Origin of the sequence: Tepidimonas charontis (assembly GCF_007556685.1) — a bacterium.
Taxonomy (GTDB): domain Bacteria; phylum Pseudomonadota; class Gammaproteobacteria; order Burkholderiales; family Burkholderiaceae_C; genus Tepidimonas; species Tepidimonas charontis.
This window is the reverse complement of record NZ_VJON01000021.1, coordinates 1-13826: the sequence shown is the minus strand read 5'-3', so window position 1 is coordinate 13826 and position 13826 is coordinate 1. Positions and strand designations below refer to the sequence as shown.

The window sequence follows — 13826 nt, the reverse complement described above, 5'->3', positions numbered from 1 at the left end:
GTGTGGACCGTGATCACGGTGCGCTTCATCACGCCCGGCCCGAACGGGCCGCTGCAGGACCGCGAGGTCGAGGTGAGTGCCGACGGCCGCAGCCTGATGAAGGCGGCGGTGGACGCCGGCGTGGACGGCATCGCGGCCGATTGTGGCGGCGCGCTGACCTGCGCCACCTGCCACGTCTATGTCGATCAGGCCTGGTTGGACCGGTTGCCGCCCCCATCGGCCGACGAGGACACGATGCTGGACTACACCGCCGAGGAACGCCGCCCCAACAGTCGCCTGAGCTGCCAAATCGCGCTGACGCCAGCGCTCGATGGGCTGTGCGTGACCCTGCCGCAGCGGCAATGGTGAGGCGGCACGCGCGCCCTTGACACTTTTTTACACAGCACACAACCGCGGCTGACACGCCTCGCCCATCATACCAAGCGGGCAGCGGGAGTGGATGCCTTGCCTGTTCGTGTATGAGGATGTGTTCAAGGAGTGTCGATCATGTCTTTTTCTCTTGCGTCGAAGCGTCGGTGGCGCCATGCCGTGGTGGCCGCCGGTCTGTTGTGTGCACTGACGCCCAGCTGGGCCGGGGGACCCTGGGGTTGGCGGGAGCCACCCATGGGGGGGCATGGTGGGCGCTTCTGGCCCGCCGCCGCTCATGGTGACTCTGCCGACCGCATGGTCGAACACCTGGGGCGCGGATTGGATTTGCAGCCGTCGCAGCGCGAACAACTGCGCGCCTTGGCTGAAGCCACCCGCAGCGAGCTACAGCGGCTGCGCGAACAGGCCCGCGCCCTGCGCCAAGAACGCCACCAACTGCTGGCGGCCCCCACGTTGGACGAAGCGGCGTTGGAGGCCTTGCGTCAGCGTGAGTTGACCCTGCACGACGCGTTGACGGCGCGCATGAACCGCTTCATGATCGACGCCGCCAAGGTGTTGACACCCGAGCAGCGCCAGCGCTGGGCCGAGCGTATGCAACGGCATGGCGACAGGGGCCATCGGCACGATTCGCAATCGCATGAACGGCACCGCCACCATCCTGATCGTTGACGACGATGTGCGTCTGGCCGCGATGCTGGGTGAGTATCTGGCCCAGCAGGCCGGCTGGCGCATCGCGCATGCGTCCACGCTGCAGCAGGGGCAACGGATGCTGCAGACGGCTGCCTTGCCCGATGCCCTGGTGCTGGATTTGATGCTGCCCGACGGCGACGGGCTCGATCTGTGCCGCACCCTACGCGCCCAGCCACGCACGCGTGGGTTGCCGTTGTTGATGCTGACGGCGCGCGGTGAGCCGGCCGACCGCGTGGTTGGCTTGGAATTGGGGGCCGACGATTACCTGGCCAAGCCGTTCGAGGCGCGCGAGCTGCTGGCGCGGCTGCGCGCTCTGCTGCGGCGCGCGCACGCAGCCACGCAGCCCGCCGACGTGTTGCGTGTGGGCGATTTGGAACTGGACTTCGGTGCGCTACAAGCGCGGGTGCGGGGTCGCCCCTGTGAAATGACACCCTACCAATTCCAGCTGCTGGGTGTGCTGGCGCGACATGCTGGGCGGGTGCTCAGCCGCGATCAGATCATGGACGCGCTCAAAGGGCATCCGCAAGAGGCATTCGACCGCTCGATCGACGTCCACGTCTCGCGCATTCGGGCTGCCATCGAGGACGATCCACGCCAGCCGCGGCGTATCCTGACCGTGCGCGGGGCCGGCTATATGCTGGCGCGCGGCAGCGACGTTCAACCGAGTTGATCGGGGTCCATGTCGCGGTTGTATCTGCGCATTTATATCGCACTGCTGGCCGTGCTGGCGGTGTTTGCCTTGCTGTCCTTGGCAGCGTTTCACTTTCACGCCGAATGGCAGCGCGCTCAGGAGCAGGCGGCGTGGGCCGAGCTGGCCGGCGCCTGGGCCGAACCCCTGCTGGAACCGTTGCTGGAAGCCGAAGCCCCGCCGCTGCAGCGGCTGGCGTGGGTGGCGGTATCGTTGCTGGGCCTGTTGGCGTTGGTGGGTGTGGCCGCCTATCCCGTGGCGCGCTCGCTGACGGCCAGGCTGGAAGCGCTACGGGCGGGGGTGCAAGCCTTTGGCGACGGCGACCTTGAGCGCCGCGTTCCGAGTCGGGGCCGCGACGAAGTGGCGGCCCTGGCGCGCAGCTTCAACGCCGCAGCCGACCGTATCGAGACCCTGGTGCGTGCGCAGCAGCGTCTGCTGGCCAACGCCTCGCACGAGCTGCGCTCGCCCTTGGCGCGGTTGCAGTTGGCCCTGGAGCTGCACACCGCCAGTACCGATGCGGCCGCCCGCGCACGCCATCTGGCAGAGGCACGGCGCAACATCGCCGAGCTGGATGCGCTGGTGGAAGAAATTCTGCTGGCCGCCCGGCTGGATGCTGCGCCGACGCTGCAGCGCGCCTCGGTACACCTGTACGCCTTGGCCAGCGATGAGGGCGCGCGCGTGGGGGCCAACGTCACCGGCGAGCCGCTGACCGTGCTCGGGGACGAGCGGCTGCTGCGCCGCGCCTTGCGCAATCTGCTGGACAATGCTTGCCGCTACGCGCCCGGCCTGGCTCCCGAGGTCCGCGTGCAAGCCGACGGCGACCACGTCGCGCTGTGGGTGTGCGACCGTGGCCCAGGGGTGCCGCCCGATTGGCGCGAGCGCATTTTCGAACCCTTCAGCCGCCTGCCCGGGCATGCCGAAGACGCCGGTGGCGTCGGTTTGGGGTTGACGCTGGTGCGGCAGATCGCCTCAGTCCATGGTGGGACGGCGCATTGCATCGAGCGCGCCGGCGGCGGCGCGTGTTTCGTGCTGCGACTGCCGCGTGCCTGATCAGCCCAGCAGCCGCCGCAGCGCTTCGCGGTAGCGGGCTGCGGTTTGTTCGATCACTTCAGGGGGCAGGGGCGGCGCCGGGGGCGTCTTGTTCCAAGGGCGGCCATCGATGCGCACCTGCTCCAGCCAGTCGCGCAGATATTGCTTGTCGAAGCTGGGCGGATTGCTGCCTTCGGCGTAGGACTCGGCCGGCCAGTAGCGGGACGAATCGGGCGTGAGCACCTCGTCCATCAAGGTCAAGGTACCGTCGGCGTCCAGGCCGAATTCGAACTTGGTGTCGGCGATCAGAATGCCTTTGGTGGCGGCGTAGGCACTGGCGGCGGTGTAGAGCCGAATGGAGATATCGCGGATGCGCTCGGCCAGCTCAGCGCCGATGCGGCGTGCCATCGCGTCGAAGGTGATATTTTCGTCGTGCTCGCCGACGGCGGCTTTGGCCGCCGGGGTGAAAATCGGCGCCGGCAGCCGGGAGGCATTGCGCAAACCCGGCGGCAGTGGCACCCCGCACACCGACTGCGTTGCCTGATATTCCTTCCAGCCGCTGCCGGCCAAGTAGCCGCGCACCACCGCCTCCACCGGGATGGGCCGCAGCCGCTTGACCAGCATCGAGCGCCCGCGCACCTGCTCGCGCTCATGCGGCGCCACCACGCTCTCCGGGTCCTCGCCGGTGAGGTGGATAGGGCAAAGATTGGCACCGTTCGGTCCCAGCCGCTCGAACCAAAACAGGCTTAGACGCGTCAGCAGCTCGCCCTTGCCCGGAATCGGCTCGCCCATGATGACGTCAAAGGCGCTGATGCGGTCGGTGGCCACCATCAGGATGCGGTCGTCGCCGACGGCGTAGTTGTCGCGCACTTTGCCGCGCGCCAGCAGCGGCAGCGAGGTGAGGTGGGAGGTGTGCAAAGCAGTGGTCATACACTCGAGGGCTTGATCACGAGCGCGCCCGCGCCCAGTTGGCATTATCGCTGCTGCGCGCCCGGCACCCGGTGGCCGCGCGTAGCCAGCCGGCCCGGGCGGCGTCACCCGCGCTCGTCAAACCAACACCACAACCATTCTTCCATGGCCCGCGTTCTGATGCTCGCGTATGGCGGCACCATCGGTATGGTGCCCTCACCCCACGGCTATGTGCCGGCGCCCGGGCTGGGCGAGCGCCTGCGCCGCGCGCTACAGGACACGGGCGCCGGCGCCGCCCTGCCGGCCTTCGAGGTGTGGGAGCAGCCGCCCATCGACAGCGCCAATCTGCGCCCACACCACTGGCAGACCATGGCGCAGCACTTGCAGGCCCACTGGGCCGACTACGACGGCTTCGTGGTCTTGCATGGCACCGATACGATGGCCTGGAGCGCGGCGGCACTGGCGTTTTTGTTGCGTGGGTTGGACAAGCCGGTGATCCTGACCGGCGCGCAGATACCGCTGGGTGTGGCGCGCAGCGACGCGCTGAGCAACGTCAGCGCCGCGCTGATGCTGGCAGCCCAACCCGAGCTGTGTGAGGTGGCGCTGTGTTTCGGTCGCTTTTTGTGGCGCGGGTGCCGCGCGCGCAAGGTCTCGGCCCAGCGCTTCGACGCCTTTGCCGCACCCAATGACGCGCCACTGGCTGAGTTGGGTATCGAGCTGGTGCTGCACCGGCAGCGGCTGTGGCGCTGGCCGCACGGGCCGCGATGGACCGCACCCGCCTTCGATGACGAGGCGGTGGCGGTGCTGACGCTGCACCCGGGTGTCGGGGCAGCGGCGGTGCGCGCCTTGACGGCCAGCGAGCGTGTGCGCGCCCTGTTGCTGCTGACCTACGGCGCGGGCAATGTACCGGCGCAGGATACCGCGTTCTTGGACGCGATCGCGGCCGCCAGTGCCGGCGGCGTGGTGGTGGTCAATGCCACCCAATGCTGGCACGGCGCAGTCGACGCTGGCGCCTATGCCACCGGATCGGCGCTGGCCCGCCTCGGTGTGGTGCCGCTGGCCGACATGACGCCCGAGGCTGCCTGGGCCAAGTTGCACGTGCTGCTGGCCAGCGGGGCGGATACCGCCACGATACGCGCCGAGCTGGTGCGCAATTGGTGCGGTGAACTCGGCGCCAACGGGACCGAAGCGCCACCCGCAGCCTAGTCGAGCAGCGGGCGCCGTGCCGCTACCGGGGATCGGTGCGTACCTGAGACTGGCGCGGGTTTGGCAGCGAACGCAGTGCACGACGCACGCCGTTGCCCGCTGGCGTCGAGGCCGTGAGCCGCTTGGCCTTTAGCGCACCACCTGAGCGAGCTCACCGCGCTCGTAGCGGTAGGCCATGATCGACAAGGACAGCCCCTTGATCTTGGGCCCCATACCTTCACAGCCAAACTCCAGGTAGCGCTGCTTGCACACCTGCTTGGCGGCTTCGCGCGCCGGCTTGAGCCACTCGCGGGCGTCGAACTTGTCCGGGTTTTCGTGCAGAAATTGCCGCACGGCAGCGGTCATCGCCAACCGAATGTCGGTGTCGATATTGATCTTGCGCACGCCGTGCTTGATGGCTTCCTGAATTTCGGGTACCGGCACGCCGTAGGTCTCCTTCATGCGGCCGCCGTACTGGTTGATGCGTGCCAGCAACTCTTGCGGCACACTGGAGGAGCCGTGCATCACCAAATGGGTATTGGGAATGCGGGCATGGATGGCCTTGACCCGATCGATGGCCAACACGTCGCCAGTGGGCGGGCGTGTGAACTTGTAGGCGCCATGGCTGGTGCCGATGGCAATGGCCAGGGCGTCGAGCTGGGTTTCCTGCACGAAACGCGCCGCTTCCTCCGGGTCGGTCAGCAGGGCCGAGTGATCCAGCTTGCCCGCGGCACCGATGCCGTCTTCCTCTCCCGCCAACCCGGTCTCCAGCGAGCCCAGGCAGCCCAGTTCCCCCTCCACCGTGACGCCGACGCGGTGCGCCATTTCAACGACGCGGCGCGTGACCTCGACGTTGTAGGCGTAGGAGGCCGGGGTTTTGCCATCTTCGTGCAGTGAGCCGTCCATCATCACCGAGGTGAAGCCCAGCCGGATGGCGCTCTCACACACCGCGGGGCTTTGTCCGTGGTCTTGGTGCATGGCCACCGGGATGTGTGGCCAGGCTTCCACCGCAGCCTGAATCAAATGTTTGATGAACGATTCGCCCGCGTATTTACGCGCACCGGCCGAGGCCTGCAGGATGACCGGGGCGCCGACTTCGTCGGCGGCCGCCATGACGGCCTGCACCTGCTCGAGGTTATTGACGTTGAAGGCCGGAATGCCGTAGTGGTGCTCGGCCGCATGGTCGAGCAATTCACGCATGGAAACGAGGGCCATGGAAGTCTCCCGCAGAGGTTGACGCGACGGGGCTGCATTGTACGTAGAGGATCGGCTGCGGTGGCTGCGGCCCAGGGTGCCGTGCGCACGAGCGAAAAAAGAAAACCGCCGACCTCGCGGTCGGCGGTGAAAGGACGGGCCGCAGTGCAGGGCCGTGGCCCGCCGCAACACGGGGCGGTAAGCGGCCGCTCAGGCGCGCTTCAGGTTCGGGTAGCGCACGTGTTCGACCAGTTCCTGGATTTCCCGCTTCGGTGCCGGCGTCAGCAGGCTGACGATGATGATGATGGCAAAACCCAGCGGTACGCCGAAGATGCCGGCCGAAATCGGCTGGATGCCCCACCACAGCTCCACCGGCTTGGTCACGCCAAAGACGCTGCGCAACCACGGTTGCGTCACCGCCATATAGTAGAACGTGATGCCCAAGCCGCCGATCATGCCCAGCACCGCACCCCATTTGGTGGCGCGCTTCCAGAAGATCCCCAGCGTCAGCGCCGGGAAGAAGGCCGCCGCGGCGAACGAAAACGCTGCCGAGACCAGGAACAAGATATCGGCCGGTTTTTGTGCTGCCACGTAGGCCGCCATCAGGGCCACCACCAGCAGCAAGACCTTCGAAATCATCACCCGGCGCGAGGTCGGGGCATTCGGATCGATCATCTTGTAGTACAGGTCGTGCGACAGCGCGTTGGAGATCGTCAGCAGCAGCCCGTCGGCGGTGGACAGCGCGGCGGCCAGACCACCGGCGGCCACCATGCCGGAGACGACGTAGGGCAAGCCCGCGATCTCGGGTGTCGCCAAGACGATGATGTCGCCGCCGATGCGCATCTCGCCGAGTTGGAAGATGCCATCGCCGTTGACGTCGCTCACCGACAACAGGGCCGGGTCGACCTTGCTCCAGTTGACGATCCAGTCGGGCAGCTTGTCAAACGGCGTGCCCACCAGCACGTTGAACACCTCGTACTTCACCAGCACCGCCAGGGCCGGCGCCGTGAAATACAGCAGGAAAATGAAGAACAACGACCAGGTCACCGACTCGCGCGCTTCCTTCACCGAGGGGGTGGTGTAGTAGCGCATCAAGATGTGTGGGAGGGCTGCCGTGCCGACCATCAGACAGAAGATCAGCGCCAGGAAATTGCGCCGCGAGGTGTCGAAGGTCTCGCGCGCTTTTTCGTCGCCGTTGGGATCACCCGCGAATTGCTGGGCATGCCGTGGCATGCCCGCCAACGGTTTGGCGCCGGCCTCGGCAGCCGCCTTGGCCTTGGTCCATGCGGCCTTGGCCGCTGCCTCGTCCTTGGGCAGGCTGTCCAGCGCTTTTTGTGCCGCGGCGATCTGATCCGCTGGCGCGTTGGCGGCGCGCAGCTGCGCCAGTTTTTGCTCGGCCGCGGTGCGCTCGGCAGCCAGGGCGGCCGGCACGTCTTTGAGTTTTTCGGCCAGCGCCTCGGCGCGCTGCTTGTAGATGGCGATGACTTCCTTCTCCTTCGGGTCGTCGATCAGCCGTTGCTCGGCTTGCGTGACCTTTTGCAGTTGTTGGCCATAGACCAGCTGCGGAATCGGGAAGCTGGTTTGCTTCACCGACAGCCACACCACCGGAATCATGTAGGCGATGATAAGGATGATGTACTGTGCCACCTGCGTCCACGTCACCGCACGCATGCCACCCAGGAACGAGCACACCAAAATGCCGCCCAGACCGAGGAAGATCCCGATTTCGAATGCCACGCCGGTCAGGCGGGTGGTGATCAGGCCGACGCCATAGATCTGCGCCACCACGTAGGTGAACGAGCACAGGATCGCGGCCAAAATACCGATCAGTCGTGGCAGGTTGCCGTCATAGCGCGCGCCCAGAAAGTCGGGAATCGTGAATTGGCCGAATTTGCGTAGGTATGGTGCCAAAAACAGCGCCACCAGGCAGTAGCCACCGGTCCACCCCATGATGAAGGCCAGGCCGCCGTAGCCGGTCAGGTACAAGGTACCCGCCATACCGATGAAGGACGCCGCCGACATCCAGTCGGCCCCGGTGGCCATGCCGTTGTAGATGGCCGGCACGCGCCTGCCCGCCACATAGTATTCGGCGGCGTCGTTGGTGCGGCTCATGATGCCGATGCCGGCATACAACATCACGGTGGCCAACAGAAAGATGTAGCCCACCCACTGTTTGGGCAGCCCGAACTGCTCCAAGATGGCCAGGATCACGACGAAGAGTAAAAAGCCACCGGTGTACCAGCCATACACCTTGTTGAGTTGCTTTTTGAAGGCGGCGTTGCTGCCCGCGGAGAACACGCCGCCGCTGGCTTCCGAGCTCAGTCCAGCCATGATCATTCCTCCTCTTCGGCGACGCCGAATTCCTGATCCAGCCGATTCATGTAGCGCGCGTAATAGCCGATGATGATCACATAGACCACCAAGGCCCCTTGCGCGCCGACCCAGAAGCTAAACGGCCAGCCGAAAAAATTGAAGTTGAGATCGCGGGCGAAATACCCGATGACGAAGGTGACGAAGAACCAGATCGCCAGCAGGATGCCGGTGATGCGCAGGTTCTTCTGCCAGTAGCGCTGGTGCGCTTCGGACAGTTGCATCGTGTGTCTCCTCATTGCCATATCGGGGCGGACTCACCCGACCCCACCCGTACCGGCGACCCCGGGGTGGGCCGCCGCTCCTGCAACCGGCGGCGTCTAAGCCGTCCGTGCCGTGCGCAGTCCCGTCTCGCGTTCCAGTTGGGCCGCGATGCGGGGCTCGAAGCCTTTGAGGTGGGCGATGATGCGCGCCGCCTCGTCGGACTCGGCTCGGTCGGCATGAATCCGCGCCATTTGGTACCAGGCATACGGACTCATGGGTTGCAATTCGGTATTGCGGCGCAGCGCCTGCAGGGCCTCATCCAGGCGGCCGAGACGGATCAGCACCAAGCCCAGGCCGTACCAAGCGCGATCGAGTTTTTCGTCGTGCGCCAACGCCTGGCGAAAGCTGGCTTCGGCGGCGTCCAGGCAGCCGAGCTGCTCCTGCAGATAGCCACGGTTGAACCAATGCGCGGCCTGGTGGGGCGCCACGTGCACCAGGCGGTCCAGCACCCCCAGCGCTTCGCGAGGGCGCTGTAGCTCGGCCAACAAGTGAGCCCGAAAGGCCAGCAACTGCGGTTCGTCCGGGTGTCGGGCCAAAGCGCCTTCCACCACCGCCAGTGCGCGGGCTTCACGTCGCCACCAGATGAACCAGCGCGCGCGCCACAAGGCCCAAGCAACCGATCGTGTTGCATTCATCGGCAGCCCTCCATGCCAACGGCGATGCAGTGCTCGATCTTGGCCAGTGTGACCGCCAGATAGAGCGCGGCCATGGCGCAAAATGCCACCACCGGCAGGTGCTGCGGTGCCAACTGCCGCGGTGTGATCCAGCGCGCCAACGCTACCCACGGCCGGTTCAGCACCTGAAATAATTGATAAAACAGGTTGTCAGCACGCCGTTGGCCAGCGATGATGTACAGCACGCCCTGACCCAGCAAGGCCAACAGACCGATGTACAACACCAGTTGCGCTGCGTTGAGCCAAAACAGCATAGCGGTCGAGCGAAAAGTGCGCCGGATGCGTGATGGTCGCGCAGCCATGCTTACCAGACCCTTACAAACCGGCTGAACCTAGGGAAAGTCCTAAGCCATGGCCACGTCTGCGTCGTCTCCGACCGCCGCCACGACGGATGGCGGCTCAACCTGGACTCCCACCGCTGCGGCGGCCATGACGAACCTCGATTGGCGCCTCGGGGATTTGCCCGCCCGCGTGCCGGTGGCATTGCCCGCGACGGCACCACTGCGCACGGTGTTGCAGACGATGAGCGCGCGCCGCATTGGCTCGGTGCTGCTGCTCGATGCCCGAGGAGCGCTGGCGGGGATTTTGACGCGCGGCGATGTGTTGGAGCGTATCGTGCTGGCCGGGGTGGGGCTGGAGGAGCCGGCGGCACGCGTGATGAGCCAACCGGTACAGACGCTGGGCACCGACGATACGCTGTACGATGCGGTCCTAATGATGGCGCGTGCCGGCATTCGCCATGTACCGGTGCTCGATGCCACAGGCCAGCCGGTCAACATCGTCTCCGAGCGTGACCTGTTTGCGCTGCAGCGCCAATCACTGCAGCACGTGGGACACGTAATCGAACGCGCGACCACTTTGGCAGACTTTCAGCGAGCGGCTGCTGCGGTGCGCGATTACACCCGCCATCTGCAGCGCCAAGGCGTGCAGGCGCGCGCGCTCACTGGGTTGATCGCATCACTGAATGACCGTCTGACCCAGCGCCTGGTGACGTGGCAGTTGCAGGCGCACGGATTGCCCGCGGACGCGATGTGCTGGATGGCTTTGGGTTCGGAGGGGCGCGGCGAGCAGACCCTGGCCACCGACCAGGACAACGCGCTCATTTTCCAGGTGGAGGCGGGCCAGGGGTTGGAGGTGGCACGGGCGCGCTGGCTGGCGTTTGGCCGCGCGGTCAACGAAGCGCTGAACGCCTGCGGCTACCCCCTGTGCCACGGGGGCATCATGGCGGGCAACCCGGCGTGTTGTCTGACGCTGCCCGAGTGGCAGGCCCGCTTTGCGGCCTGGATCGATGGCGGCACGGCGCGCCAGTTGTTGCAGGCGGCGGTCTTTTTCGATCTGCGCGCCATCGCGGGCCGCACCGACTGGGTGCAGACGCTGAGCGACGAGGTGTTGCAACGTGTACAGCGCACGCCGCGCTTTGTGCGCTTGATGGCGCAAGCGCATTTGGAGCACCCGGTGCCACTGCTGTGGCATGGCGGTATCCGTACCCGTCGCGAGGGCGCGCACCGCTGGCTGGACCTGAAGCTACAAGGCACGGCGCTGATCGTGGAGGCCGCCCGCGTCTTGGCGCTGGCACACGGGGTGGCCGCCACCGACACCCGGCTGCGGCTACAGCAGGCCGGCCGTGCCGCCGGGGTACCCGAGGGCGAAGTGCAGGCCTGGGTGGCGGCGTTCGATCATCTGCAGGCGTTGCGGCTGGCGCAGCAAAGCGCCGATCCCGCCGACGCGGCACCGAACCGCATCGACGTCGCGGCACTGGATGCGGTGGCGATGCAGACGCTGAAGGCGGCGCTGGCGGCCATTCGCACCCTGCAACAGCGACTGCAATTGGATTATCTGCGCTGACGGCAGCCGCCGCCTGCTGCGGCGCTTCAGCGTACCTGCCCGACCTTGAGCATATTGGTGCCGCCGGGCGTGCCCATGGGTTCACCGGCGGTGATCACGTAGCGGTCGCCCGGCTGCAGCCGGCCACGCGCCTTGAGTTGTTGCTCGGCCTGCAGGAGCGCGGTATCGCGGTCGGCACTGCCGCCACTGATGCGCAGCGCATGCACGTTGCGGTACAGCGCCAGCCGGCGCGCCGTACTGATGCGGGGGGTGATCGCATAAATCGGGATGTCCACCGTGTGCCGGCTCATCCACAGCGGGGTCGAGCCGGACTCCGTCAGCGCGATGATGGCGCGCGCTTGCAGGTGCGAGGCGATGAACAGCGCCCCCAGTGCGATCGACTGGTCGATGCGCTCGAACGTCTTGCCGATGAAATCGCGGTCCAGTGCATCGTGGTAGGCCTGCTCGGCCGCCAGGCAAATGCGCGCCATCTCGCGCACCGTCTGCAGCGGATATTTGCCGGCGGCGGTCTCGGCGCTGAGCATCACCGCATCGGTGCCATCCAGCACCGCATTGGCCACGTCGCTGACTTCGGCGCGCGTGGGCACGGGGGCATGGATCATGCTCTCCATCATCTGGGTGGCGGTGATGACCAAGCGGTCGTGCGCACGCGCCAGCGCGATCATGCGTTTTTGCAGCGCCGGCACCGCCGCGTTGCCGACTTCCACCGCCAAGTCACCCCGCGCCACCATGATGCCGTCGCTGGCCAGCAAAATCGCCTCCAGCTCAGGGATCGCTTCGGCGCGCTCGATTTTGGCGATCAAACCCGGACGATGGTCCGGCGGCGCGGCCTCTTCGCACAAGCGGCGCGCCAGCCGCATGTCGTCGGCGTTTTTCGGAAAACTCACCGCCACGTAGTCGGCACGCAACGCCATCGCGGTGCCGATGTCGGCCATGTCCTTAGGGGTAAGGGCCGGTGCCGTCAGACCACCGCCGCGCTTGTTGATGCCTTTGTGGTTGGACAACTCGCCGCCCACCACCACGCGCGTGTGCACGGCCGCGCCTTCTACCCGCACCACCTCTAACTCGATCAAGCCGTCGTTGAGCAGCAGCACATCGCCCGGTACCACGTCGCGCGGCAGCTCTTTGTAGTCCAGGCCGACAGCCTGCTCGTCGCCGGGTTCGATGCGTGCCGCATCCAGCACGAAGGCCGCCCCCTCTTGCAGCGTCACTTTGCCGTGCGCGAAGCGGCCGACACGAATTTTCGGCCCTTGCAGATCGGCCATGATGGCCACTTCCCGCCCCTGCCGTTGGGCGGCCGCGCGCACGCGCTCGGCGCGCTGGCGATGGTCATCGGCGCTGCCGTGCGAAAAATTGAGTCGCACCACGTCTACGCCGGCGGCGAGCATGGCTTCGATGACGTTCGGCGCGTCCGAGGCCGGCCCCAGAGTGGCGACGATTTTGGTGGCACGCAATACCATGGTGTCTCCTGCGCAAGCGGCGCTCGATCGCCGCTTGCGCTATCGTACGCGAGGCGCAGCGCCCGTGCGATGACGCACACATGACGCGCAGCGCCGACAGCGATGACGAAATGCAAACGAAACGATCGAGCCCCACAAACGTTGCGTGGCATTCACATCGTCAGCCTGGCGCTGAACCTGCCGGGGCCGGCGGCCCTGATGCGCCTGCGTGCCCTGGGCGCGCGCTGCACCAAGGTGGAGCCGCCGGCGGGCGACCCGATGCGTGACTACTGTGCGGCTGCCTACACCCAGATGCACCGCGGCGTGCGCACCGTCGCGCTGGACCTGAAGGCGCCCGCGGGCCAGCGCCGACTGCAGCGGCTGCTGGCGGGGGCGGACGTGCTGCTGACCTCGTTTCGCCTCTCGGCGCTGGCCAAGCTGGGGCTGGACGCCGCGGCCTTGCAGGCGCGCCACCAGCGCCTGTGCGTCGTGCGCATCGTCGGCGCGGCCGGCGCGCGCGCCGAGGAAGCCGGCCACGACCTCACCTACCAGGCCGAGGCCGGGCTGGTGGATGGCCTGAACCTGCCTCCCAGCCTGCTGGCCGACATGGCCGGCGCCCTGCTGGCCAGCGAGGCGGTGCTGGCCGCACTGATGCAGCGCGCCGCCACCGGCCGCGGCGCGGTGCGCGACGTGGCGCTGGCCGACGCTGCCGCGTGGCTGGCGCAGCCGCGCGCGTGGGGCCTGACGGCCCCCGGCGGCCTGCTGGGCGGCGCGCACGTCGGCTACCGTGTCTACCGCTGCGCCGACGGCCGGGTGGCCGTGGCGGCGCTGGAGCCGCACTTCGCGCGTCGGCTCGGCGAAGTCGCGGGCCTGGGGCCGCTGGCGCCGGCCGACTGCCTGCAGCCCGCCGCCGCCGCGGCTCTGGCGACGTGGTTTGCCCACCGCACGCGCGCCGAGCTGGACGCGCTGGCGCGCAGCCACGACTTGCCCTGGGTGACGTTGCCCTGAGCGCGTCCGTGCCCGCACAAATCGTGGCTCAGCCCTGAGCGCGCCGCGCCAGCACCTCGAAGGCGGGCAGGGTCTTGCCCTCCAGCACCTCCAGGAAGGCGCCGCCGCCGGTGGAGATGTAGCCGACCTGCTCGGCGATGCCAAACTTGGCAATCGCCGCCAGCG

The 13826-nt window shown here is 67.2% G+C and carries 15 protein-coding genes; 7 read left to right on the top strand and 8 right to left on the bottom strand.

Going from position 1 to position 13826, the window contains the following annotated elements:
• The first annotated feature begins 9 nt into the window (after window positions 1–9).
• The 4 genes from Tchar_RS07480 (at window position 10) to Tchar_RS07465 (ending at window position 2794) form a co-directional block, all read left to right on the top strand.
• Window positions 10–348 (top strand): 2Fe-2S iron-sulfur cluster-binding protein, encoded by a 339-nt coding sequence (locus Tchar_RS07480; protein ID WP_144328467.1) that lies wholly within the window; start codon window positions 10–12, stop codon window positions 346–348.
• A 138-nt stretch (window positions 349–486) separates the two neighbouring features.
• Complete coding sequence (locus Tchar_RS07475) at window positions 487–1035, top strand: Spy/CpxP family protein refolding chaperone (RefSeq protein ID WP_144328439.1); 549 nt, start codon at window positions 487–489, stop codon at window positions 1033–1035.
• The gene (locus Tchar_RS07470; RefSeq protein ID WP_144328438.1) at window positions 1004–1726 is read left to right on the top strand and encodes a response regulator transcription factor; all 723 of its coding nucleotides are present in this window, start codon (window positions 1004–1006) and stop codon (window positions 1724–1726) included. The genes Tchar_RS07475 and Tchar_RS07470 overlap by 32 nt, the downstream gene beginning before the upstream one ends.
• A 9-nt stretch (window positions 1727–1735) precedes the next feature.
• A complete protein-coding gene (locus Tchar_RS07465; RefSeq protein ID WP_144328437.1) occupies window positions 1736–2794 on the top strand; it encodes a sensor histidine kinase in 1059 nt (352 codons plus the stop codon).
• Here Tchar_RS07465 and Tchar_RS07460 read toward each other — a convergent pair whose 3' ends face one another.
• Entirely contained in the window at window positions 2795–3703 is a 909-nt protein-coding gene (locus Tchar_RS07460; RefSeq protein ID WP_144328436.1) for a phosphoribosylaminoimidazolesuccinocarboxamide synthase, read from the bottom strand. It lies immediately after the preceding gene.
• Between the two features lie 144 nt (window positions 3704–3847).
• Between Tchar_RS07460 and Tchar_RS07455 the strand changes: the two genes are divergently transcribed.
• Complete coding sequence (locus Tchar_RS07455; RefSeq protein ID WP_144328435.1) at window positions 3848–4888, top strand: asparaginase; 1041 nt, start codon at window positions 3848–3850, stop codon at window positions 4886–4888.
• Window positions 4889–5017: 129 nt separating this feature from the next.
• On the opposite strand, the gene fba is transcribed toward Tchar_RS07455, so the two are convergent.
• From fba to Tchar_RS07430, 5 genes are all read right to left on the bottom strand, one after another.
• Window positions 5018–6082, bottom strand: coding sequence for a class II fructose-bisphosphate aldolase (gene fba / locus Tchar_RS07450; protein ID WP_144328434.1), 1065 nt, complete (start codon window positions 6080–6082; stop codon window positions 5018–5020).
• Window positions 6083–6271: 189 nt separating this feature from the next.
• The gene (locus Tchar_RS07445) at window positions 6272–8392 is read right to left on the bottom strand and encodes a sodium:solute symporter family protein (protein ID WP_144328433.1); all 2121 of its coding nucleotides are present in this window, start codon (window positions 8390–8392) and stop codon (window positions 6272–6274) included.
• A gap of 2 nt (window positions 8393–8394) precedes the next feature.
• Window positions 8395–8655: a DUF4212 domain-containing protein gene (locus tag Tchar_RS07440; protein WP_144328432.1), complete on the bottom strand. Its 261-nt coding sequence runs from the start codon at window positions 8653–8655 to the stop codon at window positions 8395–8397.
• 96 nt (window positions 8656–8751) lie between these two features.
• Entirely contained in the window at window positions 8752–9330 is a 579-nt protein-coding gene (locus Tchar_RS07435; protein ID WP_144328431.1) for a tetratricopeptide repeat protein, read from the bottom strand.
• Window positions 9327–9623: a hypothetical protein gene (locus Tchar_RS07430; RefSeq protein ID WP_144328429.1), complete on the bottom strand. Its 297-nt coding sequence runs from the start codon at window positions 9621–9623 to the stop codon at window positions 9327–9329. Before Tchar_RS07430 ends, Tchar_RS07435 begins: the two co-directional genes overlap by 4 nt.
• Window positions 9624–9798: 175 nt before the next feature.
• On the opposite strand from Tchar_RS07430, the gene Tchar_RS07425 reads away from it, so the two are divergent.
• Entirely contained in the window at window positions 9799–11214 is a 1416-nt protein-coding gene (locus Tchar_RS07425) for a DUF294 nucleotidyltransferase-like domain-containing protein (RefSeq protein ID WP_161595478.1), read from the top strand.
• 26 nt (window positions 11215–11240) lie between these two features.
• Here Tchar_RS07425 and pyk read toward each other — a convergent pair whose 3' ends face one another.
• On the bottom strand, window positions 11241–12674 hold the full coding sequence (gene pyk, locus Tchar_RS07420; RefSeq protein ID WP_144328425.1) for a pyruvate kinase: 1434 nt from the start codon (window positions 12672–12674) through the stop codon (window positions 11241–11243).
• A 102-nt stretch (window positions 12675–12776) separates the two neighbouring features.
• Here pyk and Tchar_RS07415 point away from each other — a divergent pair, with 102 nt between their 5' ends.
• Window positions 12777–13661: a CoA transferase gene (locus tag Tchar_RS07415; RefSeq protein ID WP_144328423.1), complete on the top strand. Its 885-nt coding sequence runs from the start codon at window positions 12777–12779 to the stop codon at window positions 13659–13661.
• 28 nt (window positions 13662–13689) lie between these two features.
• On the opposite strand, the gene pgk is transcribed toward Tchar_RS07415, so the two are convergent.
• On the bottom strand, window positions 13690–13826 hold a 137-nt coding region (gene pgk, locus Tchar_RS07410; RefSeq protein WP_144328421.1), incomplete at its 5' end, for a phosphoglycerate kinase.